Raw genomic sequence first — 16,764 nt, 5'->3', positions numbered from 1 at the left:
GGACAGAAGCTGACCGCAAGGGTCCCTAGCTTGGTTGTTGTCAGGACGGCACAGCCAAGCCCGGAAGGACGGACACCATGGTCACTCACGTTCCCGCAGAGGCCCACGGCGACGAGCGCGGCGCGCTCCTCTCCTTCGTCGAGGCGCAGCGCGGCGCGATCCGTCGCTCCGTTCTCGGACTGACCGAGGAGCAGGCGGCGAGCCGCCCGAGCGCCAGCGAGCTCTCGCTGTCCGGACTGCTCAAGCATGTCGCGGAGACGGAGCTGAACTGGCTGCGGATGGCGCAGCAGAAGCCGGGGGCGCCTCCCACAGGCAGCTCTGGGGGAGAGAAGGCGCGCAACGAGGAGACCTGGGGCGACAGTTTCCGGCTTGTCGGCGAGGAGACGATCCCGGGGATGCTGGCCTTCTGGGACTCGGTCGCCAAGGAGACCGAAGAGTTCATCCACTCCGTGCCCAGCCTGGACGACACCTTCCCGCTGCCCGCCGCGCCCTGGTTCCCCAAGGACTGCGCGGTGTCGATGCGCTGGCTGATGCTGCACCTGGTGGAGGAGATCGGCCGGCACGCGGGCCACGCGGACATCATCCGCGAGTCACTGGACGGCAAGGGCGCATTCGAGCTGGTGGCGCTGGAGAGCGGTCAGAGCTGGGGCGAGTAACGGGGGCCGGCCCAGGCCCCTCGCCGTGCTGGTCCGCGTACCTCCCCGGCTGTCTCCGCGTACCCTAGTCAAAGTTGAATAGGAAGGGTACGCGGATGTCAGCGATCCGGCTGCTGGTCCTTGGGGCCGTACGCCAGCACGGGCGGGCGCACGGCTACCAGGTCCGCAACGATCTGGAGTACTGGGGCGCCCACGAGTGGTCCAACGCCAAGCCCGGCTCGATCTACCACGCGCTGAAGCAGATGGCGAAGCAAGGCCTGCTGCTCGCCCATGAGATCGCGCCGTCGACGGCCGGCGGCCCGCCGCGCACCGAGTACGAAATCACCGAGAAGGGCACCGAGGAGTTCTTCAGACTGCTTCGGGAGTCCCTGACGGTCTACGACCAGAAGCTCGACATGCTCTCGGCGGGGATCGGCTTCATCGTCGATCTGAAGCGGGACGAGGCCGTGGCGCTGTTGAAGGAGCGGGTGCGCGGCCTGGAGGAGTGGCGGGCCGCGGTGACGGAGTACTACACCCCCGAGGAGGGCCCCCAGTCGCTCGGGCACATCGGCGAGATCATGAACCTGTGGGTCGGCTCGGCGGACTCGGGAGCCGAGTGGACGCGGCGCCTGATCCGGCGGATCGAGGAGGGGGCGTACACGTTCTCGGGGGAGGGCGATCCCTTTGTGGGGGTGCTCGCCGAGGGCGAGGAGAACCCCTACGCCACGGGTGTGGCGCATGAGGGCGATCAGAGCTAATCAAGTTTGACCAATCGCGGATTCGGGACTACCTTCAGGCTGTAGTCAAGTTTGACTACTGGCTTGGCGGGTGGATGAGGTGCGGAGGAGACGCATGACAGACGCGATCGTCGTCGAGGGCGCGCGAAAGCGGTACGGGGAGAAACGGGCCCTGGACGGACTGGATCTGGCGGTGGCCCGCGGCACGGTGCACGGGGTGCTCGGGCCCAACGGCGCGGGCAAGACCACCGCCGTACGGATCATGGCGACGCTGCTGCGGCACGACGAGGGCGTGGTGCGAGTGGCAGGCCACGACGTACGGACCGAGGCGGTCGAGGTGCGGCGCCGGATCGGGCTGCTCGGGCAGCACGCGGCGGTCGACGAGGAGCTCGGCGGCCGGCAGAACCTGGAGATGTTCGGGCGGCTCTACCACCTGGGCGCTCGGCGGGCGGGCACGCGGGCGGACGAGCTCCTGGAGCGGTTCGGTCTCGCGGACGCGGGCCGCAAGGCGGTCAAGCAGTACAGCGGCGGGATGCGCAGGCGGCTCGACCTGGCGGCGTCGCTGATCACCGAGCCGGAGGTGCTGTTCCTGGACGAGCCGACGACCGGGCTCGACCCGCGCGGGCGGGCCGAGGTGTGGAGCGCGGTGCGCTCACTGGTCGGCGGGGGCACGACCGTACTGCTGACCACGCAGTATCTGGAGGAGGCCGATCAACTGGCCGACCGGATCTCGGTGATCGACGCCGGGCGGGTGATCGCGGACGGCACGGCGGACCAGCTGAAGGCGAAGCTCGGCGGCGACCGGATCGACATCGTCCTGCATGACGCGGGACAACTGGCGTGCGCCGCCGCACTGTTGTCGGGCGAGGCAACCGTGGATGAGGACCGCAGGCTGGTCAGCGCGCCGGTGGACGACCGGATGGCGGCCCTGACCGCGGCCGTGCGCGCCTTGGAGGCGGCCGGCATCGAGGCGGAGGACATCGCCGTCCGACGTCCCACGCTCGACGAGGTGTTCCTGCACCTCACTCAGGAGGTGTCCGCATGACCGTATGGGCTCTCACCGACTCCTGGACCATGACCCGGCGCGAACTCGCCCACTGGGCACGGCAGCCGGTGCAGGTCGTCGTCGGCCTGGTCTTCCCGGTGATGCTGCTGCTGATGTTCGGCTATCTGGTCGGCGGCGGACGGGGCGTGGAAGGGGCGTACGTCGGCTTCCTGGTCCCCGGCATGCTCGCGCTGACCATGGCCTTCGGCCTGGAGGCGACCATGCTGGCCGTCACCCAGGATCTGGGCAAGGGGGTCATCGACCGGTTCCGCTCGATGCCGATGGCGAGCTCCGCGGTGCTGGTGGGGCGGAGCGCGGCGGACATGCTCCAGTCGGCGCTCAGTCTGATCGTGATGATCGGCGTGGGGTACGCGATCGGCTGGCGCTGGCACGGCGGGTTCGGGTCGTTCCTGGGGGCGGTGGGGCTGCTGCTCCTGCTGCGGTTCGCGATGCTGTGGATCGGGATCCATCTGGCGATGGTCGCGGGCAGGCCGGAGATGGTGCAGGCCGTGCAGATCCTGGTGTGGCCGATCGGCTTCCTGTCCAACGCCTTCGCGACGCCGGAGGCGATGCCGGGCTGGCTGGGCGCGGCCGTCGAGTGGAACCCGATGTCGGCGACGGCCACGGCGGTACGGGAGCTGTCCGGCATCCCGGGGGTGGCGGACGGCTCGTGGGCGGCGGAGCACGCCCCGCTGATGGCGGTGGTGTGGCCGGTGGCGCTGGTGGCGGTGTTCTTCCCGCTGGCGGTGCGGCGGTTCAGGCGGCTCAGTCACTGAGCGCCGGGGGCGGGGCGGCCGTCAGTGGTGGAAGGCGGTCGCCGCCGCCGTGTCCTTGCTCAACGGGTAGGGCTGACGGCGCAGTTCGGGCAGCAGCCGCTTCAGGTCGTCCATCAGCAGCTCCGCGAGATCGGAGGAGAAGCCGTTGCGACAGACCACGCGGAGTACCGAGAGATCCTCTCGGTTGGCCGGGAAGGTGTACGCGGGCACCAGCCAGCCCTTCTCGCGCAGCCGCCGCGAGACGTCGAAGACGTCGAAGTTCTCCACACCCGGCCCGGTGGTGAAGGCGAACACGGGCAACTCGTCGCCGCGGGTGAGAAGGCGGAAGTCGCCCAGAGCCTCGATCCGGTCGGCGAGCCCGCGGGCGACGTCCCTGGCGGCCTGCTGGACGGCCTGGTAGCCCTCCCGGCCCAGCCGCAGAAAGGTGTAGTACTGCGCGACGACCTGGGCGCCCGGGCGCGAGAAGTTCAGGGCGAAGGTGGGCATGTCGCCGCCCAGATAGTTGACCCGGAAGACCAGTTCCTCGGGCAGCTCGTCGGCCGTGCGCCACAGCGCCCAGCCCACACCGGGATAGACCAGACCGTACTTGTGCCCGGAGGTGTTGATCGAGGAGACCCGCGGCAGCCGGAAGTCCCAGACGAGGTCCTCGTCGACGAAGGGCGCGACCATCGCGCCGGACGCCCCGTCGACATGGACGGGGATGTCCAGACCGGTGCGCTCCTGGAGGGCGTCCAGGGTGGCGCACAGCTCGGCGACCGGTTCGTAGGACCCGTCGAAGGTCGAGCCGAGCACGGCCACTACGCCGATCGTGTTCTCGTCGCAGAGATCGGCCGCCGCCTGCGGATCGAGATGGAAGCGGTCGCCCTCCATGGGCACGAGCCGCGGCTCGACCTCCCAGAACGTACAGAACTTGTCCCAGCAGACCTGGACGTTGACGCCCATCACGAGATTCGGGCGGGCGGTCGCGGGGTAGCGGTCGGCGTTGCGCTTGGCCCAGCGGCGCTTGAGCGCCAGTCCGGCCAGCATGCAGGCCTCGCTGGATCCGGTGGTCGAGCAGCCGACCGTGTTGGCCGGGTCCGGGGCGTTCCAGAGGTCGGCGAGCATGGCCACGCAGCGCCGCTCCAGCTCGGCGGTGCGCGGGTACTCGTCCTTGTCGATCATGTTCTTGTCCTGGCACTCCGCCATCAGCACCCCCGCCTGTGGCTCCATCCAGGTGGTGACGAAGGTGGCGAGGTTGAGCCGGGAGTTGCCGTCGAGCATCAGCTCGTCATGGACCAGGCGGTACGCGGTCGCGGGCGGCAGGGGGCTGTCCGGGAGCCGGTGGGTGGGCGGGGCCGAGGTCATTCCGCTGACCGGGTCGGCCGCGCCGTAGAAAGGATTGAGGGAGAGCCTGCGCGCTCCGTCCTCCTCGGGGGCACCGCTGCCCGCACCCTTGTGGAGTGGCATCGTCCTCACCGCCTTCCTTGCTCCGGGCTCCAAGCGTTCAGCTCTCAGGCTCGTACGGGCTTGCACCTCACGCAACGTGAGGCAGCAGGCTGAGGCGCGTAACGAGAAACGAAGGAGCGGAAAGCGATGAGCTACTTGGTCGGACAGGTCGCCTCATTTGCCGGAGTGACGGTGCGCACGCTGCACCACTACGACGAGATCGGACTGCTCTCGCCGAGCGGCCGCAGCCACGCGGGCCACCGGCGCTACGACGACGCCGATCTCGACCGGCTGCAGCAGATCCTGTTCTACCGGGAGCTCGGCTTCCCGCTCGACGAGGTCGCGGCACTTCTCGACGACCAGGCCAGCGGAGAAACAGACCCGCAGGAGCATCTGCGCAGGCAGCACGAGCTGCTGACGGTCCGTATCGAGAAGCTGCAGAAGATGGCCGAGGCCGTCGAACACGCCATGGAGGCACGGAAGATGGGCATCAACCTCACGCCCGAGGAGAAGTTCGAGGTTTTCGGGGAGTACGACCCGGACCGGTACGACGAGGAGTCGCGTCGGCGCTGGGGCGACACGGAGCCGTACCGGGAGTCGCAGCGCCGGGTCGCCACCTACACCAAGGAGGACTGGCTCCGGATCAAGGCCGAGGGCGCAGGGAACACCAGCGCCTTCGTCGCCCTGATGGAGGCCGGAGTCGCCCCGGACTCGGAGTCGGCGATGGACCTGGCCGAGCAGCACCGGCAGCAGATCAGCCGGAACTTCTACGACTGCACATACGAGATCCACACCGGGCTCGCCGAGATGTACGTCGCGGACGAGCGCTTCAGCTCGACGTTCGAGCAGCTCAAGCCCGGTCTGGCCAGCTATCTGCGTGACGCGATCCTCGCGAACGCGATGCGGAACGTCTGATCGGGTCCTGGCGCGGGTCCTGGCGCGAGTCCGGGCGGCATGACCCTGCCGGGGCTCGCGTCCGGCTCAGCTCCGGGCCAGGACCACCGCCGTGCCGTACGCGCAGACCTCCGTGCCCACCTCCGCCGCCTCCGACACGTCGAAGCGGAACATCAGCACGGCATTGGCCCCGCGCGAGCGCGCCTGGTCGATCAGCCGCTCCATCGCCTGGTTGCGGGTCTCGACCAGGGTCTTGGTAAGCCCCTTCAGCTCGCCGCCGATCATCGACTTGAGGCCCGCGCCGATCTGGCTGCCCAGGTGCCGTGAGCGCACGGTGAGCCCGAAGACCTCTCCGATGACCTGCTGCACCTGAAATCCGGCCACGTCGTTCGTGGTGACGACCAGTACGTCGGACTGCGGGCCCTGACCGCCGCCGTAATCCTCGATGCCCATCTGCGTCCACCTTCCGTACGGCTCCCATGAAGCTCTCTGTGGCTTGTGACGCACAGCTTTGTCCCAGTCCGAGCACAGTGCATCCTGGGCGGGCCGATGGAACGTGGAGTGGCCGCGATGCGTTGATAGCTTTGGTTTGCCGACCGCGCCGAATCGACGGCCGAATCGACGATCGACCGACTATCGACTCAGGAGCCCGGACCTCGTGACTACCCTTGCGCTCGGACCGAGCTGGCTGGACCCGGACTATCTGATCTCGACCTTCGGTCTGATCGGAGTCCTGGTCATCGTCTTCGCCGAATCCGGCCTGCTCATCGGCTTCTTCCTGCCGGGTGACTCGCTGCTGTTCACCACCGGCCTGCTGGTCACCACCGGGACGCTGGACGAACTGCCGCTGTGGGCGGTCTGCGTCCTGATCGTCCTCGCCGCGATCATCGGCGACCAGGTCGGCTATCTCTTCGGCCGCAAGGTCGGCCCCTCGCTCTTCAAGCGCCCCGACTCCAGGCTCTTCAAGCAGGAGAACGTCGAGAAGGCGCACGAGTTCTTCGAGAAGTACGGCCCCAAGTCGCTGGTGCTCGCCCGCTTCGTGCCCATCGTGCGTACGTTCACGCCGATCATCGCCGGTGTGAGCCGGATGAACTACCGCTCGTTCATCACCTACAACATCATCGGCGGCACCCTGTGGGGTGCGGGCGTCACCCTGCTCGGCGCCTCTCTCGGCAAGGTCGAGTTCGTCCACAAGAACATCGAAGCGATCCTGATCCTCATCGTGCTGATCTCGGTGGTGCCGATCGCGATCGAGTTCCTGCGGGCCCGTTCCCGGAGCAAGAAGGAAGCCGCCGCGGCCGGACCGGCCGACGAGGTGCAGCCGGCGCAGCGCGGCCGCCACGCCAAGCGCTGAATCCGTCCGTACGGGAACTAGAAGCCGCGCGTCCGCTTGGCCGCGCGGCGTTCGGCCCGTCCCTCGCCGACCGGCACCTGCAGGAACAGCCGGGAGATCTCGCCTCCCAGGTTCACCCCGATCGCGATGGCCAGGGCCAGGGCGGCGGCCTTGGACAGTGAGGCGAGCCCCGCGTTCAGGTCGTTCCTGGCGATCTCCAGCAGCCCGAAGTACGTCGCGCTACCGGGCAGCAGTGGCCCGATGGCAGCGGTGACGTACGGCAGCGCGGAGGCGAACCGGTAGCGCGAGAGCAGCTGCCCGAACAGGCCCACCAGACCGGCCGCCGCGGCCGTGGCCGCGACCGGCGGGACGCCGGCGATGTCCGCGAGCGCGCCGTACACCACCCACGCCACCCCGCCGTTGAGCGTCACCAGCAGCACGGTGTTGCGCTCCTGCTGCAGCAGTACGGCGAAGCACAGGGACAGCGCCATCGCCGCCAGCGTCTGGGCGACCGGCCGCTCGACGCTGTGGATGGCCGTCTCGGGGTTGAGGCTCGCGCCAAGCGCGATGCCCAGATAGAGCACGCTCAGTACGCCGATGACGATGCCGACGACGAGATAGCCGACTTCGAGCAACCGGGCGGCAGCGGTGATGTAGAAGCCGGTCAGACCGTCCTGTACGCCGGCGACCAGGGCCCGCCCCGGGATCAGCGCGAACAGCCCACCGGTGATCACCGCGGAGGCGCGTACGTCCAGCGGCGACAGCGTCAGCGCGACCCCCATCGCGGCCGGCGGCAGGGCCGCCGCGACGAACTGGTAGAACTCCGGCAGCCCGCGGCCCGCGCAGAGCCAGGCCAGCCGGTCGCCGAGCATCGCGCTGATCGCGGCCGCCACGAACACCAGCAGCCCGCCGCCTACCAGCACGGACGCCGCGCCCGCGAGCAGGCCGCCGGCCGCGGTGAGCGCCCAGCCGGGGTAGGGGTGGCGGTTGCGGCGGATCTCGGCGAGACGCCGGTAGGCCTCCTCCAGCGAGACGTCGACGTCCTCGGAGCTGATGTCGTGGACGAGGCGGTAGACGGCGGCCAGCCGGGTGTAGTCGGTGCCCCGGCGTCGTACGGTCCGGTTCGCCGTCACCGGGTCGTCGACCAGCGACGGCTGGTAGGTGATCGACAGCAGGGTGAAGGTGACGGTCGGCTCGCAGCGGTCGAGGCCGTACGAGACCGAGATGGCGAACATGGCCGCCTCGACGTCCTCCGCGCCCTCGCCGCCGGCGAGCAGCAGCTCGCCGATACGCAGCGTCAGGTCCAGCACACGCGGCACGGCGGGACCGGCCTCGCCGTGCCGCTGCGCGTGCTCCGGCATCGGCCGCTCGCCGACCGGGATGCGCAGCATCGCCCGCATCCGGTCCTGCCAGGGCGCGTGTTTGGTCAGCCGGATCACCGGCATGCCGTGCGCGGGCGTGAAAGCCGGCGGCGACTTCTTGGCGCTGTAGGTGCTGGGCGGTGCGAACGCCGAACGCTCCTGCTCGGAGGGTGCTTCGGAGGCGAGCCCGGCCGGAACGGCGAACTCCGAAGACGGATGATCCTCCTCGGCCACCTCCGGCTGTCCCACCCCTGCCGGCGGGGTGAAGGCGCTGTGCGCCTCGTCGGACTGAGGCTTCCGGTCTTCCGGACCCTCCGGCTCCGCCACCACGTGCTGCCCTCGCTCCCGATCGTGTCGCGCTGTCCGCCCAGTATGTGCACGCCCACCCGACCACACGCACCCCGGCCACCGGCCCAGGACGCACGACGGGCGGCGCACCCCGTGGGGTGCGCCGCCCGTACGAGCAGCTCAGTGAAAGGTCAGCGCGAGGTCAGTGCGCGCCGCCCTGCGCCTCCAGACGCTTGTAGGAGGCCTCGATCTCCGCCTCCGCCTCGGTGCGGCCGACCCAGTTCGCGCCCTCGACCGACTTGCCGGGCTCCAGGTCCTTGTAGACCTCGAAGAAGTGCTGGATCTCCAGGCGGTCGAACTCCGAAACATGGTGGATGTCCCGCAGGTGCTCCACCCGCGGGTCGGAGGCCGGCACGCAGAGCAGCTTGTCGTCGCCGCCCGCCTCGTCCGTCATCCGGAACATGCCGATCGCGCGGCACTTGATGAGGCAGCCGGGGAACGTCGGCTCGTCAAGAATGACCAGCGCGTCCAGCGGGTCGCCGTCCTCGCCGAGGGTGTTCTCGACGAAGCCGTAGTCGGCCGGGTAGCTGGTCGAGGTGAAGAGTCGACGGTCCAGGCGGATCCGACCGGTCTCGTGGTCCACCTCGTACTTGTTCCGCGAACCCTTCGGGATCTCGATGGTGACGTCGAACTCCACGGGTGGCTCCTCCATGATCAACACATACGTCTGGTGATTAAGTGTCCCTCACGCAGATGAGTGATCGCGAAAGGGGCTGGTTCGAGGTGCCAGAGGTCAGGACGTGGCAGCTCACCGCGGGCGCTGCCGTGGTCGGCCTCGCCCTCGCTGCCGGGGCTGTTGCCGCGGCCGGTCCGTGGGACTCCGGTCAGCGTAAGGCCGAGAGGGACTGGGCCGCTGCCCGGAGCGTCCCAGGTGGCGCACATCACGAGATCCCCAGGCCGAAGCGCCCGGCGCCCGCGCCCAGCGCGCCCGGCGTGCTCGCCGCCCTGGGCGCCCCCACGACCAAGGCGTCGGCCGAGCGGACCACCCCCGACGACCTCGCCGGGGTGCTTGCCCCGCTGCTCGGCGACCCCGGCCTCGGCACGGTCCGCACGGCCTGCGTCATCGATGTCGCGACGGGCAGGCAGCTGTACGGAAAGGGCGCCGCGGACCCCATGACCCCGGCCTCCACCATCAAGATCGCAACCTCGGCTGCGGCCCTGTCGGCGCTCGGTCCGGACCACCGCATCCCCACCACGGTCGTCGCGTCGAAGGACGCGAAGGAGCTCACGCTGGTCGGCGGCGGCGACGCGACCCTCGACACCGCCGCCCTGCGCAGTCTCGCCGACCGCACGGCGCGTGCCCTGCGCGAGCGCGGCGTGAGAACGGTCCGCCTGGCGTACGACACCTCGCTCTACAAAGGCCCCGCGCTGCACCCGATCGGCCCCAACGGGAACATCGCCCCGGTCAGCGCGCTGATGGTCGGCGAAGGGCGGCTCGGGGGAACCTCCCAGGCCGCAGGCCCTGGGGGAGAGGGGCCGACGGGCGCCGCGGACCGCAGCGGCGACCCGGCCGGCGACGCCGCCCGCGCCTTCGGGCGACTGCTGACCGAGCGGGGCATCAACAGCTCGGCGACGCCCGCCCCCGGCCGGCCCGCCGCCGGAGCCGAGCCCGTCGCCAAGGTGCTCTCCGCGCCCCTCTCGGCCCTGGTCGAGCGGACCCTGACGCACAGTGACAACGACATCGCCGAGGCTCTCGCCCGCCAGACCGCCCTGGCGACCGGCGAGGAGGCGAGCTTCGCGGGCGCGGAGCGCGCCGTCACCAGGCAACTGACCCGGCTGAAGCTCCCGTTGACCGGTGCCCGCTTCGCCGACGGCAGCGGACTCAGCCGCCAGGACAGACTCTCCGCCGGACTGCTGACCGCGCTGCTGGCCCGCGCCGCCGACCCGGCCCACCCCGAGTTGCGCCCGGTCCTCACCGGCCTACCGGTCGCGGGCTTCAGCGGGACCCTGCAGACCCGCTACACCGAGACCTCGCCGGGCGCCGGACTGGTGCGCGCCAAGACCGGCACGCTGACAGGGGTGAACACCTTGGCCGGCACGGTCGTCGCCCCGGCCGGCCGCCTCCTCGCCTTCGCTTTCCTGGCCGGGAACACTCCGTCCAGGGACGTCGCCCAACCCGCCCTGGACCGGCTGGCCGCGGCGCTGGCATCGTGATGTTCCCGGCGAACCGGCCGGTCGAAACGACTCACCGAGGGACGAGCCGACAACGTACGGTTGACGCATGACGAGCATCGGTGGTGCCGAGATGGTCGACTGGAACCTCGCTGTGGCGACCGCGACCCGCTTCGTGCGGCCCGGGCCCGACGTGAGCAGGGACGAGGCGCGCGCCGTCGTCGCCGAGCTGCGACGGCATGCCAAGGCGTCCGAGGAACATGTGCGGGGCTTCACCCGGATGATCCCGGAAGACCATGAACCACTGGACACCCCTGTCCTGGTGGTGGACCGGGCCGGGTGGGTCAAGGCGAACGTCGCGGGCTTCCGCGAGCTGCTCAAGCCGCTGCTGGACAAGATGCAGGAGCGCCGCCCCGGCGGCGCCGGCGGCGCGGTACTCGGCGCGGTCGGCGGCAAGGTCACCGGCGTGGAGCTGGGGATGCTGCTGTCGTTCCTGGCCTCCCGGGTCCTCGGGCAGTACGAGACCTTCGCCCCGCCCACCCGTGAGCTGCCTGCCGGGGAGAACGGCGGCGGACGCCTGCTGCTGGTCGCCCCGAACATCGTGCACGTGGAGCGCGAACTCGAAGTCGACCCGCACGACTTCAGGCTCTGGGTCTGTCTCCACGAGGAGACGCACCGCACCCAGTTCACCGGCGTGCCGTGGCTGCGCGACCACCTGGAGGGCGAGATCCAGTCATTCCTCGGCGAGACCGAGGTCGATCCGATGACCGTCCTGGAGCGCTTCCGGGAGGCCGCCCAGTCGCTGGCAGGCTCACGTCCCGAGGGCGAGGAGGACGAGAGCGGCCGCTCCATCGTCGAGCTGGTGCAGACTCCCGCCCAGCGCGAGATCCTCAGCCGGCTGACCGCCGTCATGTCGCTGCTCGAGGGACACGCGGACTATGTGATGGACGGTGTCGGGCCCGATGTCGTGCCCTCCGTCGCCGAGATCCGGGAGAAGTTCCAGCAGCGCAGGGCACGTGGCGCGAGCCGGCTCGACCAGGCGCTGCGCAAGCTGCTCGGGCTCGACGCCAAGCTGCGTCAGTACCGCGACGGCGAGCGTTTCGTGCGCTCCGTCGTGGAGGAGGTCGGTATGGATGGATTCAACCGGGTCTGGACGTCTCCGAACACCCTCCCCACCAAGGCGGAGATCGCCAAACCGGCGGACTGGGTCGCGAGAGTGCACCGTAAAGCAGAGTCGTGAGCGGGCGGCGTCCGACGGCAGAAGAATGCCCCCGTAATCACCCATCCGAGGGACCGTGGGCAATGGGTAGGCGTGCAATGCTCGGGTATCGGCTCGGTTCTGTCACCATCGACGCACTCTGAGTGACTTTTCCTCCCGTCCGACTCCGACCGAGGCACCCCCCAACTTTTCACGAAGGGCACCGGACATGGGTCCCCATCCTGCGGTCGCGGCGATACGCCTGGCGGTCCGCCGCGTACTCCACGACGTACTCACCGAACACTCCGATCGTGTCTCGCGCTCCGTGGGTCACGCGACCAATGCGTACTCCGCTTTCGCCGCGTCCCCCTCGCGCTCCGCGTCCTCCGCCACGAACACCGCCAACCCCACTTCCGCAGACGAGCAGCCGCTCGTCCTCGTGGCGTGCTCCGGCGGCGCCGACTCCATGGCCCTCGCCTCCGCCCTCGCCTTCGAAGCCAGAAAGCTCTCCGTCCGGGCCGGCGGCATCACCGTCGACCACGGCCTCCAAGCCGGCTCCGACCTCCGCGCCGCCGAGGTCGCCGCCCGGCTCAAAGCGATGCAGCTCGACCCCGTAGAAGCCATCTCCGTACGGGTCGGCCGCGACGGCGGACCCGAGGCCGCGGCCCGTGACGCCCGCTACGCCGCCCTCGACGATGCCGCAGAGCGCCACGGCGCCGCGGCCGTGCTCCTCGGCCACACCCGCGACGACCAAGCTGAAACCGTCCTGCTGGGCCTCGCCCGCGGCTCCGGCATCCGTTCGCTGTCCGGAATGGCGGCCATCTCGGGGGCGGCCGGCCGTTACCGCCGTCCCTTCCTCCAGCTCGACCGGCAGACCGCCCGCAAGGCCTGCATGGTCCAGTCGCTGCCCGTATGGGATGACCCGCACAACGCCGACCCGGCCTACACCCGCTCCCGGTTGCGCCACGAAGGCCTGCCCGCCCTGGAGAAGGCGCTCGGCAAGGGCGTCGTCGAGGCCCTGGCCCGTACCGCCCAGCTCTCCCGCGACGATGCCGACGCCCTGGACACCTGGGCCGCCGACGCGGACGCCGCCGTACGGGACGACGCGGGTCAGCTTCACTGCGCCAAGCTGTACGCGCTGCCGCCCGCCGTGCGCCGCCGAGTGCTGCGCCGCGCCGTCATCGACGCCGGCGCGCCCGCCGGTTCACTCTTCGCCCGCCACGTCGAGGAAGTCGACCGCCTGATCACGAGCTGGCGCGGCCAGGGAGCCATCAATCTGCCCGGCCGCGTCGAGGTGCGACGGCAGGGTGGCAGACTGGTCATTCGGCAAGGCTGACGCAGCACGACGAAAGTGGCCCGGGTGAACGAGAAGGACATGGGCACCGACCTCCAGTCGGTGCTCATCACCAAGGAAGAGATCGACGCGAAGCTTGGCGAGCTGGCCGCGAAGATCGACGCGGAGTACGCGGGCAAGGACCTGCTCCTCGTCGGTGTCCTCAAGGGCGCCGTGATGGTGATGGCGGACCTGGCGCGTGCGCTGTCCACTCCCGTCACCATGGACTGGATGGCGGTGTCGTCCTACGGCGCGGGCACCCAGTCCTCGGGCGTGGTCCGGATCCTCAAGGACCTGGACACCGACATCAAGGGCAAGCACGTCCTGATCGTCGAGGACATCATCGACTCCGGCCTCACGCTGTCCTGGCTGCTGTCGAATCTCGGCTCGCGCGAGCCGGCCTCCCTCGAGGTCTGCACCCTGCTGCGTAAGCCGGATGCCGCGAAGGTCGCGATCGACGTGAAGTGGATCGGCTTCGACATTCCCAATGAGTTCGTCGTCGGGTATGGCCTGGATTACGCCGAGAAGTACCGCAACCTGCCGTTCGTCGGCACGCTCGCACCGCACGTATACGGCGGCTGAAGCCCCCCAGAGGCACGGGAACCCTGGCCTCCTTCCCGCCGTTGGAGCAAGGGAAGGCGGCCGCAGGTGACAATGCTGGGGTACCGTCCGAAGAACAGTCTTTTCTCACAGCAGCATTTACCTACGGGCAGGAGGGACGGGGCGAATTCGCTCCGTATGGATGGACGTGAAGCGATACTTCCGTGGGCCGGTCATGTGGATCGTGCTGGCCGTCCTCGCCGTGGTCGTGTTGATGCAGGTCGTCGGCTCGTCCGGCGGCTACAAGACGGTGGACACCGGCGAGGTCGTCCAGGCGATCGACAAGAACCAGGTCGACCAGGTCAAGCTGACCACAGGCGACGAACAGATCATCAAGGTTGATCTGAGGGACGGCCAGAAGGTCAAGGGCAGCGACAAGATCCAGGCGAGCTACATCGGCACCCAGGGTGCCGATCTGGCCGAGAAGCTGCAGACGAAGTTCGAGGCCGGCGACATCGAGAAGGGTTACACCGTCTCGCCGTCGAAGCAGAGCCCGTTCGTTTCGGTGCTGCTCTCGCTGCTGCCCTTCGTTCTCATCGTCGTGGTCTTCCTCTTCCTCATGAATCAGATGCAGGGCGGCGGCTCCCGAGTCATGAACTTCGGGAAGTCCAAGGCCAAGCTGATCACCAAGGACACCCCGAAGACGACCTTCTCCGATGTGGCGGGGGCCGACGAGGCGGTCGAGGAACTCCACGAGATCAAGGAGTTCCTGCAGGAGCCGGCCAAGTTCCAGGCGGTCGGCGCCAAGATCCCGAAGGGTGTGCTGCTGTACGGCCCGCCCGGCACGGGCAAGACGCTGCTCGCTCGCGCTGTCGCGGGCGAGGCGGGCGTCCCGTTCTACTCGATCTCCGGCTCCGACTTCGTCGAGATGTTCGTCGGCGTCGGTGCCTCCCGAGTGCGTGACCTCTTCGAGCAGGCCAAGGCGAACGCCCCGGCGATCGTCTTCGTCGACGAGATCGACGCCGTCGGCCGGCACCGCGGTGCGGGTCTCGGCGGCGGCCACGACGAGCGAGAGCAGACGCTGAACCAGCTGCTCGTCGAGATGGACGGCTTCGACGTGAAGGGCGGCGTCATCCTGATCGCCGCCACCAACCGGCCGGACATCCTCGACCCGGCGCTGCTGCGCCCGGGCCGGTTCGACCGGCAGATCGCCGTCGACCGCCCGGACATGCAGGGCCGTCTCGAGATCCTCAAGGTCCACCAGAAGGGCAAGCCGGTCGCCCCGGACGTCGACCTGGGCGCTGTAGCCCGGCGTACGCCCGGCTTCACCGGTGCCGACCTGTCGAACGTGCTGAACGAAGCGGCGCTCCTCACGGCGCGCAGCGACAAGAAGCTGGTCGACAATCACGCCCTGGACGAGGCGATCGACCGCGTCGTGGCGGGCCCGCAGAAGCGGACCCGGATCATGTCGGAAAAGGAAAAGAAGATCACCGCGTACCACGAGGGCGGTCACGCTCTGGTCGCGGCGGCTTCGCCGAACTCCGACCCGGTCCACAAGATCACGATTCTCTCCCGTGGACGGGCGCTCGGTTACACCATGGTCCTGCCGGACGAGGACAGGTACTCCACCACGCGCAACGAAATGCTCGACCAGCTGGCCTACATGCTGGGCGGGCGCGCGGCGGAGGAGCTCGTCTTCCACGATCCGACCACCGGTGCGGCCAACGACATCGAGAAGGCCACGGCCACGGCCCGCTCGATGGTCACGCAATACGGCATGACCGAGCGGCTCGGCGCGATCAAGTTCGGCGCCGACAACACCGAGCCGTTCGTGGGCCGTGAGATGGGTCACCAGCGCGACTACTCGGAAGAGGTCGCGGCGCTGGTCGACGAAGAGGTCAAGAAGCTCATCGAGACCGCGCACAACGAGGCCTGGGAGATCCTGGTCGAGAACCGCGACGTTCTCGACAACCTGGTCCTCCAGCTCCTCGAGAAGGAGACCCTCGGCAAGGAGCAGATCGCCGAGATCTTCGCGCCGATCGTGAAGCGCCCGGCTCGCCCGGCGTGGACCGGCTCCTCGAGGCGTACGCCGTCGACGCGGCCGCCGGTACTCTCACCGAAGGAGCTGGCGCTGACCAACGGCGCCGTCGGATCCAATGGCGCGGTGCCTGCGGACGCCGTCCCGGCGATCGAGGCGGTTCCGGAGGAGCGTCCGGAGAGCTGACCCGGCCGGCGCTGTGGCCACACAGGGCCGGAATGGATGCCGCGTCCCCCAAGGTTTTAGCCTGGGGGACGCGGCATTCCCGTATGCGCGCACGTCAGAGCAAGAGGAACGAGGCACAAATGACCGACCCGGTGACGCTGGACGGCGAGGGCACGATCGGCGTTTTTGACGAGAAGCGGGCCGAGAATGCCGTACGCGAGCTCCTCATCGCGGTCGGGGAGGACCCGGACCGTGAGGGCCTGCGGGAGACGCCGACGCGTGTGGCGCGCGCGTACAGGGAGATATTCGCCGGGCTGTGGCAGCAGCCGAAGGACGTGCTGACGACGACGTTCGACCTCGGTCACGACGAGATGGTCCTGGTGAAGGACATCGAGGTCATGAGCTCCTGCGAGCATCACCTGGTGCCGTTCCACGGGGTCGCGCATGTCGGGTACATCCCGTCGGTGGACGGGAAGATCACCGGGCTGTCGAAGCTGGCCCGCCTCGTGGACGTTTTCGCGCGGCGGCCGCAGGTGCAGGAGCGGCTGACGACGCAGATAGCGGACTCGCTGATGGAGATCCTGGAGCCGCGCGGGGTGATTGTGGTCGTCGAGTGCGAGCACATGTGCATGACGATGCGGGGGGTACGGAAGCCGGGCGCGAAGACGATCACTTCGGCGGTGCGGGGGCAGTTGCGGGATCCGGCGACGCGCAATGAGGCGATGAGCCTGATCATTGCGCGCTGAGGGGGGGAGCCTCCGGCCCTGTCGCGGCTGTGCGGCGCTGGGGCGCGTGGGGGGTGCGGCGCGGCCCCGGGCAACCCC

16 protein-coding genes are annotated in these 16,764 nt (G+C 69.4%); 12 read left to right on the top strand and 4 right to left on the bottom strand.

The window, feature by feature from the left end; all coding sequences use genetic code 11:
• The first annotated feature begins 77 nt into the window (after positions 1-77).
• The 4 genes from ACFYWY_RS21765 to ACFYWY_RS21750 all read left to right on the top strand — a co-directional run bounded on the left by ACFYWY_RS21765 (position 78) and on the right by ACFYWY_RS21750 (position 3,193).
• Complete coding sequence (locus ACFYWY_RS21765) at positions 78-656, top strand: DinB family protein (protein WP_389189054.1); 579 nt, start codon at positions 78-80, stop codon at positions 654-656.
• 95 nt (positions 657-751) lie between these two features.
• On the top strand, positions 752-1,393 hold the full coding sequence (locus ACFYWY_RS21760; protein ID WP_389189051.1) for a PadR family transcriptional regulator: 642 nt from the start codon (positions 752-754) through the stop codon (positions 1,391-1,393).
• A 94-nt stretch (positions 1,394-1,487) separates the two neighbouring features.
• Positions 1,488-2,417, top strand: a complete 930-nt coding sequence (locus tag ACFYWY_RS21755; RefSeq protein WP_389189048.1) for an ATP-binding cassette domain-containing protein — start codon at positions 1,488-1,490, stop codon at positions 2,415-2,417.
• Entirely contained in the window at positions 2,414-3,193 is a 780-nt protein-coding gene (locus tag ACFYWY_RS21750) for an ABC transporter permease (RefSeq protein WP_389189045.1), read from the top strand. The genes ACFYWY_RS21755 and ACFYWY_RS21750 overlap by 4 nt, the downstream gene beginning before the upstream one ends.
• A 21-nt stretch (positions 3,194-3,214) precedes the next feature.
• Here ACFYWY_RS21750 and ACFYWY_RS21745 read toward each other — a convergent pair whose 3' ends face one another.
• Positions 3,215-4,639 carry a glutamate decarboxylase gene (locus ACFYWY_RS21745; protein WP_389189042.1) on the bottom strand — a complete coding sequence of 475 codons (1,425 nt, stop codon included), beginning with the start codon at positions 4,637-4,639 and terminating at the stop codon, positions 3,215-3,217.
• Between the two features lie 126 nt (positions 4,640-4,765).
• Here ACFYWY_RS21745 and ACFYWY_RS21740 point away from each other — a divergent pair, with 126 nt between their 5' ends.
• Positions 4,766-5,533 (top strand): MerR family transcriptional regulator, encoded by a 768-nt coding sequence (locus ACFYWY_RS21740; RefSeq protein WP_389189039.1) that lies wholly within the window; start codon positions 4,766-4,768, stop codon positions 5,531-5,533.
• 66 nt (positions 5,534-5,599) lie between these two features.
• On the opposite strand, the gene ACFYWY_RS21735 is transcribed toward ACFYWY_RS21740, so the two are convergent.
• On the bottom strand, positions 5,600-5,965 hold the full coding sequence (locus ACFYWY_RS21735) for a YbjQ family protein (protein ID WP_389189036.1): 366 nt from the start codon (positions 5,963-5,965) through the stop codon (positions 5,600-5,602).
• 205 nt (positions 5,966-6,170) lie between these two features.
• Here ACFYWY_RS21735 and ACFYWY_RS21730 point away from each other — a divergent pair, with 205 nt between their 5' ends.
• Complete coding sequence (locus ACFYWY_RS21730; protein ID WP_389189033.1) at positions 6,171-6,866, top strand: DedA family protein; 696 nt, start codon at positions 6,171-6,173, stop codon at positions 6,864-6,866.
• Positions 6,867-6,883: 17 nt separating this feature from the next.
• Here the strand turns inward: ACFYWY_RS21730 and ACFYWY_RS21725 are convergent, their stop codons facing one another.
• Complete coding sequence (locus ACFYWY_RS21725) at positions 6,884-8,536, bottom strand: threonine/serine exporter ThrE family protein (protein ID WP_389189030.1); 1,653 nt, start codon at positions 8,534-8,536, stop codon at positions 6,884-6,886.
• 160 nt (positions 8,537-8,696) lie between these two features.
• On the bottom strand, positions 8,697-9,191 hold the full coding sequence (locus ACFYWY_RS21720) for an inorganic diphosphatase (RefSeq protein WP_108151010.1): 495 nt from the start codon (positions 9,189-9,191) through the stop codon (positions 8,697-8,699).
• A 56-nt stretch (positions 9,192-9,247) separates the two neighbouring features.
• Here ACFYWY_RS21720 and dacB point away from each other — a divergent pair, with 56 nt between their 5' ends.
• From dacB to folE, 6 genes are all read left to right on the top strand, one after another.
• Complete coding sequence (gene dacB, locus ACFYWY_RS21715; RefSeq protein WP_389189027.1) at positions 9,248-10,708, top strand: D-alanyl-D-alanine carboxypeptidase/D-alanyl-D-alanine-endopeptidase; 1,461 nt, start codon at positions 9,248-9,250, stop codon at positions 10,706-10,708.
• Between the two features lie 67 nt (positions 10,709-10,775).
• The gene (locus tag ACFYWY_RS21710) at positions 10,776-11,906 is read left to right on the top strand and encodes a zinc-dependent metalloprotease (RefSeq protein WP_389189024.1); all 1,131 of its coding nucleotides are present in this window, start codon (positions 10,776-10,778) and stop codon (positions 11,904-11,906) included.
• Positions 11,907-12,093: 187 nt separating this feature from the next.
• On the top strand, positions 12,094-13,200 hold the full coding sequence (gene tilS / locus ACFYWY_RS21705) for a tRNA lysidine(34) synthetase TilS (RefSeq protein ID WP_389189021.1): 1,107 nt from the start codon (positions 12,094-12,096) through the stop codon (positions 13,198-13,200).
• A gap of 39 nt (positions 13,201-13,239) precedes the next feature.
• A complete protein-coding gene (hpt, locus tag ACFYWY_RS21700; protein ID WP_355829262.1) occupies positions 13,240-13,779 on the top strand; it encodes a hypoxanthine phosphoribosyltransferase in 540 nt (179 codons plus the stop codon).
• 160 nt (positions 13,780-13,939) lie between these two features.
• Positions 13,940-15,961 (top strand): ATP-dependent zinc metalloprotease FtsH, encoded by a 2,022-nt coding sequence (gene ftsH, locus ACFYWY_RS21695; RefSeq protein ID WP_389189018.1) that lies wholly within the window; start codon positions 13,940-13,942, stop codon positions 15,959-15,961.
• Positions 15,962-16,080: 119 nt separating this feature from the next.
• The gene (gene folE, locus ACFYWY_RS21690) at positions 16,081-16,686 is read left to right on the top strand and encodes a GTP cyclohydrolase I FolE (protein ID WP_389189015.1); all 606 of its coding nucleotides are present in this window, start codon (positions 16,081-16,083) and stop codon (positions 16,684-16,686) included.
• Positions 16,687-16,764 lie beyond the last annotated feature (78 nt).

Source organism: Streptomyces sp. NPDC002870, assembly GCF_042888505.1.
GTDB lineage: Bacteria > Actinomycetota > Actinomycetes > Streptomycetales > Streptomycetaceae > Streptomyces.
Note: the sequence above shows the minus strand (reverse complement) of the source record. Positions and strands in the feature narration are given on the sequence as shown.

What these genes read in the sequence shown, in the direction of transcription:
- hpt (WP_355829262.1), top strand. Translation starts at nt 13,240, where the DNA reads ATGGGCACCGACCTCCAGTCGGTGCTCATCACCAAGGAAGAGATCGAC.
- tilS (WP_389189021.1), top strand. Translation starts at nt 12,094, where the DNA reads ATGGGTCCCCATCCTGCGGTCGCGGCGATACGCCTGGCGGTCCGCCGC.
- ACFYWY_RS21710 (WP_389189024.1), top strand. Translation starts at nt 10,776, where the DNA reads ATGACGAGCATCGGTGGTGCCGAGATGGTCGACTGGAACCTCGCTGTG.
- ftsH (WP_389189018.1), top strand. Translation starts at nt 13,940, where the DNA reads ATGGACGTGAAGCGATACTTCCGTGGGCCGGTCATGTGGATCGTGCTG.
- folE (WP_389189015.1), top strand. Translation starts at nt 16,081, where the DNA reads ATGACCGACCCGGTGACGCTGGACGGCGAGGGCACGATCGGCGTTTTT.
- ACFYWY_RS21735 (WP_389189036.1), bottom strand. Translation starts at nt 5,965, where the DNA reads ATGGGCATCGAGGATTACGGCGGCGGTCAGGGCCCGCAGTCCGACGTA.
- ACFYWY_RS21765 (WP_389189054.1), top strand. Translation starts at nt 78, where the DNA reads ATGGTCACTCACGTTCCCGCAGAGGCCCACGGCGACGAGCGCGGCGCG.
- ACFYWY_RS21760 (WP_389189051.1), top strand. Translation starts at nt 752, where the DNA reads ATGTCAGCGATCCGGCTGCTGGTCCTTGGGGCCGTACGCCAGCACGGG.
- ACFYWY_RS21745 (WP_389189042.1), bottom strand. Translation starts at nt 4,639, where the DNA reads ATGCCACTCCACAAGGGTGCGGGCAGCGGTGCCCCCGAGGAGGACGGA.
- ACFYWY_RS21755 (WP_389189048.1), top strand. Translation starts at nt 1,488, where the DNA reads ATGACAGACGCGATCGTCGTCGAGGGCGCGCGAAAGCGGTACGGGGAG.
- dacB (WP_389189027.1), top strand. Translation starts at nt 9,248, where the DNA reads ATGAGTGATCGCGAAAGGGGCTGGTTCGAGGTGCCAGAGGTCAGGACG.
- ACFYWY_RS21750 (WP_389189045.1), top strand. Translation starts at nt 2,414, where the DNA reads ATGACCGTATGGGCTCTCACCGACTCCTGGACCATGACCCGGCGCGAA.
- ACFYWY_RS21740 (WP_389189039.1), top strand. Translation starts at nt 4,766, where the DNA reads ATGAGCTACTTGGTCGGACAGGTCGCCTCATTTGCCGGAGTGACGGTG.